The organism is Aeromonas sp. s1(2024) (assembly GCF_040908005.1).
Taxonomy (GTDB): domain Bacteria; phylum Pseudomonadota; class Gammaproteobacteria; order Enterobacterales; family Aeromonadaceae; genus Aeromonas; species Aeromonas caviae.
Map to the genome: position 1 here is coordinate 58,307 of NZ_JBFOCW010000035.1, position 6,820 is coordinate 65,126.

The following is a 6,820-nucleotide window of genomic DNA, read 5'->3' on the forward strand; positions in this document are numbered from 1 at the left end:
CGCCCTTTATAAGTTCTTAAAAATCATAAAATTAATAACAGACTCATTTCTGTTTCACCTGAAACCTGGTGTAAAGAAACGCTTCCGGATGGCGAAAAATCCTGTAGTAAAATTACATTCACAATCTGTAATTCTTGATCGGAGTCAATTTTGGGGATCAGCCCCTTTGTTATGATTTCCACAGGCAAAATATGCAGGTACTGAGAATTGAAAGCAGAATCTCCCTTTGATTGTCTGAAGCCCGAAGCCATCGCCGCCCTGGCCGAAGACATTACCTATGCCAAGGCCACCAAGCCCGCATACAAGGTCATTCCCCTGGCCATCACTGCTGGCGCCTTCATCGCCATCGCCTTCGTCTTCTATATCACCGTCACCACGGGCTCAAGCGGCATGGCCTGGGGCATGTCCAAGCTGGTGGGCGGCATCTGCTTCTCCCTCGGTCTCATCCTCTGCGTCCTGCTCGGCGCCGAACTGTTCACCTCCACTACCCTCACCCTGGTAGCCAAGGCGGCCAATCGCATCAGCTGGGCCCAGCTGCTCAAGAACTGGGGACTGGTCTACTTCGGCAACCTCATCGGCGGTCTCATCATCGTCGGCCTCATCATCATGTCGGCGGAATACACGGCAGCGGATGGTCAGTGGGGGCTGAACGCCATGAAAGTGGCCCAGCACAAGATCCATCACACCTTCTTCGAGGCCGTGGCCCTTGGCATCCTCTGCAACCTCATGGTGTGTCTCGCCGTGTGGATGGCCTTCGGCGCCCGCAGCGCCACCGACAAGGTGATGGTGATGCTGCTCCCCGTCGCCATGTTCGTGGCCTCCGGTTTTGAGCACAGCATTGCAAACATGTTTATGATCCCGGTCGGTATCGCCATCCACAGCGTCGCGAGCCCGGAATTCTGGCAGGCCATCGGCCAGGATCCGGCGACCTTTGCCGACCTGACCGTGTCCAACTTCGTCCTGCACAACCTCATTCCCGTCACCATCGGTAATATCATTGGTGGTGGCGTCATGGTTGGGCTGACTTACTGGTTTATCTTCCGTCGCCATCATTAAGGATGGCGGCAGACACATAAATACCTTGAGAGGTAATGAAAATGGCAGAACTTAACGAACAGTTCCAAAAAGCATGGGAAGGCTTCGCAGCCGGTGAATGGCAGACCTCTGTCAACACCCGTGACTTCATCCAGAAGAACTACACCCCGTATGAAGGTGACGAGTCCTTCCTGGCTGGCGCGACCGAAGCTACCACCAAGCTGTGGGACAAGGTCATGGAAGGCATCAAGATCGAGAACCGCACTCACGCGCCGGTCGATTTTGATACCGACCTGCCCTCCACCATTACCGCTCACGATGCCGGCTATATCGACCAGAGCCTGGAGCAAATCGTTGGTCTGCAGACCGACAAACCGCTCAAGCGCGCCATCATCGCCAACGGCGGTATCAAGATGGTCAAGACCTCTTGCGAAGTGTACGGTCGCCAGCTTGACCCCATGGTCGAGAAGATCTTCACCGAGTACCGCAAGACTCACAACCAGGGCGTGTTCGACGTCTACACCAAAGACATCCTGAACTGCCGCAAGTCCGGCGTCATCACCGGTCTGCCGGATGCCTACGGCCGTGGCCGTATCATCGGTGACTACCGTCGTGTTGCCCTGTACGGTATCGACTTCCTGATGGCCGACAAACTGGCCCAGTTCAAGTCCCTGCAGGCTGACCTGGAAAACGGTGTCAACCTGGAAGCCACCATCCGTCTGCGCGAAGAGATCTCCGAGCAGCACCGTGCCCTGGCCCAGATGAAGGTGATGGCTGCCAAATATGGCTGCGACATCTCCGTACCGGCCAAGACCGCCAAAGAAGCCGTACAGTGGACCTACTTCGCCTACCTCGCGGCGGTCAAGTCCCAGAACGGCGCGGCCATGTCCTTCGGTCGTACCTCCAGCTTCCTGGACATATACATCGAGCGTGACCTGCAAAAAGGCCTGATCACCGAGCAAGAAGCCCAGGAGCTGATGGACCACATGGTCATGAAGCTGCGTATGGTTCGCTTCCTGCGTACCCCGGAATACGATTCACTGTTCTCCGGCGACCCGATGTGGGCCACCGAGACCCTGGCCGGTATGGGCGTTGATGGCCGTACCCTGGTCACCAAGAACAGCTTCCGTATGCTGAACACCCTGTACACCATGGGCCCGTCCCCTGAGCCGAACCTGACCATCCTGTGGTCTGAGAAGCTGCCGGTCGGTTTCAAGAAGTACTGCGCCAAGGTATCCATCGAGACCTCTTCCGTTCAGTACGAAAACGACGACCTGATGCGTCCGGACTTCAACAACGATGACTACGCCATCGCTTGCTGTGTGTCCCCGATGATCGTCGGCAAACAGATGCAGTTCTTCGGTGCCCGTGCCAACCTGGCCAAGACCATGCTGTATGCAATCAACGGCGGTATGGACGAGAAGCTCAAGATCCAGGTCGGTCCGAAGACCGAAATGGTCACCTCCGAGTACCTCGACTACAACGACGTGATGGACAGACTGGATCACTTCATGGACTGGCTGGCCAAGCAATACGTTGCTGCGCTGAACATCATCCACTACATGCACGACAAGTACAGCTACGAAGCCTCCCTGATGGCGCTGCACGACCGTGACGTCTATCGCACCATGGCCTGTGGTATCGCCGGTCTGTCCGTAGCCGCTGACTCCCTGTCTGCCATCAAGTACGCCAAGGTCAAGCCGGTACGTGATGCCGATGGCGTCTCCATCGACTTCGAAATCGAAGGCGAGTACCCGCAGTTCGGCAACAACGACGCTCGCGTCGATGACATCGCCTGCGACCTGGTCGAGCGCTTCATGAAGAAGATTCAGAAGCTGAACACCTACCGTGGTGCCGTGGCTACCCAGTCCGTGCTGACCATCACCTCCAACGTGGTGTACGGCAAGAAGACCGGTAATACCCCGGATGGTCGTCGCGCCGGTGCGCCGTTCGGCCCGGGTGCCAACCCGATGCACGGTCGTGATCAGAAGGGTGCCGTTGCTTCCCTGACTTCCGTTGCCAAGCTGCCGTTCGCCTACGCCAAAGATGGTATCTCCTATACCTTCTCCATCGTGCCGAACGCGCTGGGCAAAGACATGGAAGCCCAGAAAGCCAACTTGGCCGGCCTGATGGATGGTTACTTCCACCACGAAGCCAACCTGGAAGGTGGTCAGCACCTGAACGTCAACGTGATGAACCGTGAAATGCTGCTGGACGCCATGGAAAACCCGGAGAAATATCCGCAGTTGACCATCCGCGTATCCGGTTATGCCGTTCGCTTCAACTCCTTGACCAAGGAGCAACAGCAAGACGTCATCACCCGTACCTTCACCGCTTCTCTGTAATAGAGTCTCGGAGAACAAAAACCGGCGCCAAGGCGCCGGTTTTTTTATGGCTGTTTGGCAGTGTGCAAGCCGCTTCCCACCTCCCAGGCCGGCTGGCTCGTGGGCTCTGAGCCGCAGGCTCGGCCAGACGTTAGCCTCCTAACGCCCCTCTCTATGATGCCCCTCTCCACTCCTCTCCTGCGCTTGATGCACGGATGTGCCCACCGGCACTCAGGCACTCAGGCACTCAGAACAGCAGAACAGCAGAACAGCAGAACAGCAGAACAGCAGAACAGCAGAACAGCAGAACAGAGAAACGTTATCGTCGCGGACGCTGTAAAACATCCCCCGCCCCCTTCCCTCTCCCCTTGGGAGAGGGCCAGGCTGAGGAGAACAACACTACATCGCCAGAAGACGCCAGAAAGCAACAAGGGCAGCGGAGTGTGGACTCTGCTGCCCTTGTGTCTAAAAGCGATTGAACGAATACAGACGGCGTTAGAGACGGCTTCTCATCCCCCTCACTACGTTCATCTCACAGCAGAACTTTACACTACCTTTATCACAAAAACGCATCCCTTATATCCCAAAAACAACAGGGGCAGCGAAGTCTCACTCCCCTGCCCCTGTAGTAAGCAATAAACGGCGGATTAAGGCTTAGCTCGCCCAGGTAATGATATGGTCGGCCCAGTCACCAGCCTGCGCCTCGTGCACTACCTTGCCGCGCACCGACTGGCCAGCCTGGTGCATGGCGCTGCGGCTGCCGGTGATAAGCGGATGCCACTCTGGCAGGCCCTGCCCCTCCGCCAGCAGGCGATAGGCGCAGGTGGAGGGCAGCCAGTTGAACTCGGCAATCTTGTCGTGGGTGATCTGCAGGCAGTCCGGCTCTTTTTTAAAGCGGTTGCCGTAGTCGGAGCACTGGCAGGTCTTGGTATTGAGCAGGTTGCAGGCCACGTTGGTGAACACCAGCTCCTCGGTGTCCTCGTCGATCAGCTTGTTCAGACAGCACTTGCCGCAGCCGTCGCACAGAGACTCCCACTCCGTCATGGTCATCTGCTGCAGGCTCTTCGCCTGCCAAAAGGGGGCGGTCTGCACGGGTTCACTCTGCTGCATAAAAGTTAGCTCACTCAATACACTGACAAGCGCGTGGTTATACGCCCTATGGCCCGATTTTTCAAGGTTGGTGGCGGTTTCGCCTATGAACTCTAGGTCGGTATTCTGGAACAGATCAACGATCCCCACGTTACTCACATCGTCTTTTACAGCAAGACCGATTTACCCAATCAAGGCTAAGCCTGCCATGCACTGCGAGCAAAGCGAAATGCCGTAAGCCCGGCGCCTTTGCCTGCAACATGCAGACTATTGGGTCCGCATTTTTATGACGCGAGTGATAGCCAGCCCTGATAGCGAGGAACGTTGTGCAAGGGTCAATAAGCGGGAGCTAACCTGAGTTCGGCTTGGCACTTTGCCTCAAATCGGGGGGGCATTGGCCACCAGCGTGGCCAGCGGGTTGCCCCAAACAGCGGCAGGATTGATTCACCAGCGCAACAGCATTAGCCAACTTAGTTGCAGCAGCGTAACAATCTTGGGCTGTTTGTCACTGGTGGCTGGAGACGCTTGTGGCATAATACATTTCCCGAACGTCCGAATACGCTTCATTATTCGAACCTACGGCTAAGTAGTATAATGGAATCACTGCTCATAAAATAAATTTATGCACGGAGGCTTTCATGAAAGATAAAGAAAAAATAGCCGTATTTATTGATGCTGATAATGCACCGGCAGGTAAGATAGATATTGTTCTTTCAGAATTAGCTCGATACGGCGTTGTAAACATTAGAAAAGCATATGGTAACTGGAAAAACCCGAATATTAAACCATGGGAAGATGTACTACACGATTATGCTATACAACCAGTACAACAATTTGATTTAACAAAGGGTAAGAATGCTACAGACATGGCATTAGTCATTGATGTCATGGACGTCATATACACAAAACACATTGACATAATATGCCTTGTGTCATCAGATTGTGATTTTACACCTTTAGTTACTAGAACACTTGCTGATGGAAAATTCGTCATCGGATTTGGAGAGCGAAAAGCACCATTACCATTCGTCAATAGTTGCTCTCGATTTCTATATCTTGATGCAGAACCGGCTCTGGAACAACCCATTCAAAAACAAAGTAAAAATATAAAGGGGGACACAAAACTCATCAATTTACTCAGGCAAGCAATAGATGCTATTGGCGAAGATGATGGCTGGGCCATGCTTGGCGAGATTGGCAACCACATTTCAAACCATGCTTCATTTGATCAACGAAACTACGGATTTAGAAAACTGAGCGATCTATTCCAGTCCATCGATCTCTTCGAGATGAAAAAGACAAATGGTTCAGTTATTTGGGTTAGAGACAAAAGAAAAGCAAAACAACTGAATAAGTCCACGACGCCCTTACAATCCGCAGCAAGTAAAAACTAATCATAAGTCTCTATGGTCGAAGAACGAAACGAGCTCTGACACGCAAAATATACTCCCTAATAAATGCAGCCAATAAGTTGGCATCTTCGTTAGGGAGTTATCTGAAGTGATAAAATAAACCATCACCTCGCTAAAAGATACATTATTTGTCATTAAAAGCTTTAACGTGATTGAACCAACCCTAAAAACAATCTAACGCTAGGATAAGATATAATAGCTCCGAACACAGCGATACCAACCCCCAGCTCCCGACAATAACCAATCGACAGCATATAGTTTGAAAATATCCACAGGAGACCACTCGCTTTCCCACTAAATGTCATTATTTCACATGAATCAGCCAAAACAATATTGGTACCGATAAGCACAAAACCGGCGCCGGCAGAAAAGACCAGCAACGCATGACCAATGACAAAGAGCTGGGCCCGCTTATCGCCATCAGAAAAATAAATGCCAAACCAGAATAAAACCAGAGATAACGGGAACAGGTTAAATGCAATCCAATCAATCACTCTGGTAGAGGATGAACTATCAAAAATGACTGCATTGCCGGTAACAACAAGCAACATGATAAACAGCAGAAAAAACCACCTCATTGTTTCACCCAAGCACCAAGAACGACGATATGATTGTTATATCCTCATCTGCTGAACTTGCGAAGCTGTACAGATCTAGTTATCACCTGACACCGGCCTCAAACCGGTGTCTTGTTTACGCTACTTTAGTGCGCACTTCCTTCGGTATCAATTTCAGACCCTTTTTGAACATGCTGTAGGGGGTTTGACCCTCCATCATCCTGCCCTGATGTGGCCGCTGGGTGTTGTAGTGATCCAGATAGCTGTCCAGGTCTGTCTGCATCTGCTCCACTGATTCATACCAGATCGTCCTCCCCTTGATACGGAAGTGTTCATCCAGCAGGGTGCGATGTAGCCGCTCGATAAAGCCGTTGCTCTGCGGCCTGCGTACCTTGGTGGTCCG

At 52.6% G+C, this 6,820-nt stretch carries 6 protein-coding genes; 3 read left to right on the forward strand and 3 right to left on the reverse strand.

Annotated elements, in window-relative coordinates:
• Positions 1-207 precede the first annotated feature (207 nt).
• Together focA and pflB are read left to right on the forward strand one after the other, a co-directional pair.
• Positions 208-1,056, forward strand: coding sequence for a formate transporter FocA (gene focA, locus AB5Y70_RS08765; protein WP_010674505.1), 849 nt, complete (start codon positions 208-210; stop codon positions 1,054-1,056).
• Positions 1,057-1,097: 41 nt separating this feature from the next.
• On the forward strand, positions 1,098-3,380 hold the full coding sequence (gene pflB, locus AB5Y70_RS08770; protein WP_010674504.1) for a formate C-acetyltransferase: 2,283 nt from the start codon (positions 1,098-1,100) through the stop codon (positions 3,378-3,380).
• Between the two features lie 633 nt (positions 3,381-4,013).
• On the opposite strand, the gene AB5Y70_RS08775 is transcribed toward pflB, so the two are convergent.
• Complete coding sequence (locus AB5Y70_RS08775; protein WP_010674503.1) at positions 4,014-4,469, reverse strand: YcgN family cysteine cluster protein; 456 nt, start codon at positions 4,467-4,469, stop codon at positions 4,014-4,016.
• A gap of 617 nt (positions 4,470-5,086) precedes the next feature.
• Between AB5Y70_RS08775 and AB5Y70_RS08780 the strand changes: the two genes are divergently transcribed.
• Positions 5,087-5,842 carry an NYN domain-containing protein gene (locus tag AB5Y70_RS08780; protein WP_010674502.1) on the forward strand — a complete coding sequence of 252 codons (756 nt, stop codon included), beginning with the start codon at positions 5,087-5,089 and terminating at the stop codon, positions 5,840-5,842.
• Positions 5,843-6,003: 161 nt separating this feature from the next.
• On the opposite strand, the gene AB5Y70_RS08785 is transcribed toward AB5Y70_RS08780, so the two are convergent.
• Both AB5Y70_RS08785 and AB5Y70_RS08790 read right to left on the reverse strand, forming a co-directional pair.
• A complete protein-coding gene (locus tag AB5Y70_RS08785; protein ID WP_125117235.1) occupies positions 6,004-6,411 on the reverse strand; it encodes a hypothetical protein in 408 nt (135 codons plus the stop codon).
• A 142-nt stretch (positions 6,412-6,553) separates the two neighbouring features.
• Positions 6,554-6,820: integrase core domain-containing protein (locus tag AB5Y70_RS08790; protein ID WP_368175988.1), on the reverse strand; the 267-nt coding region annotated here is incomplete at its 5' end.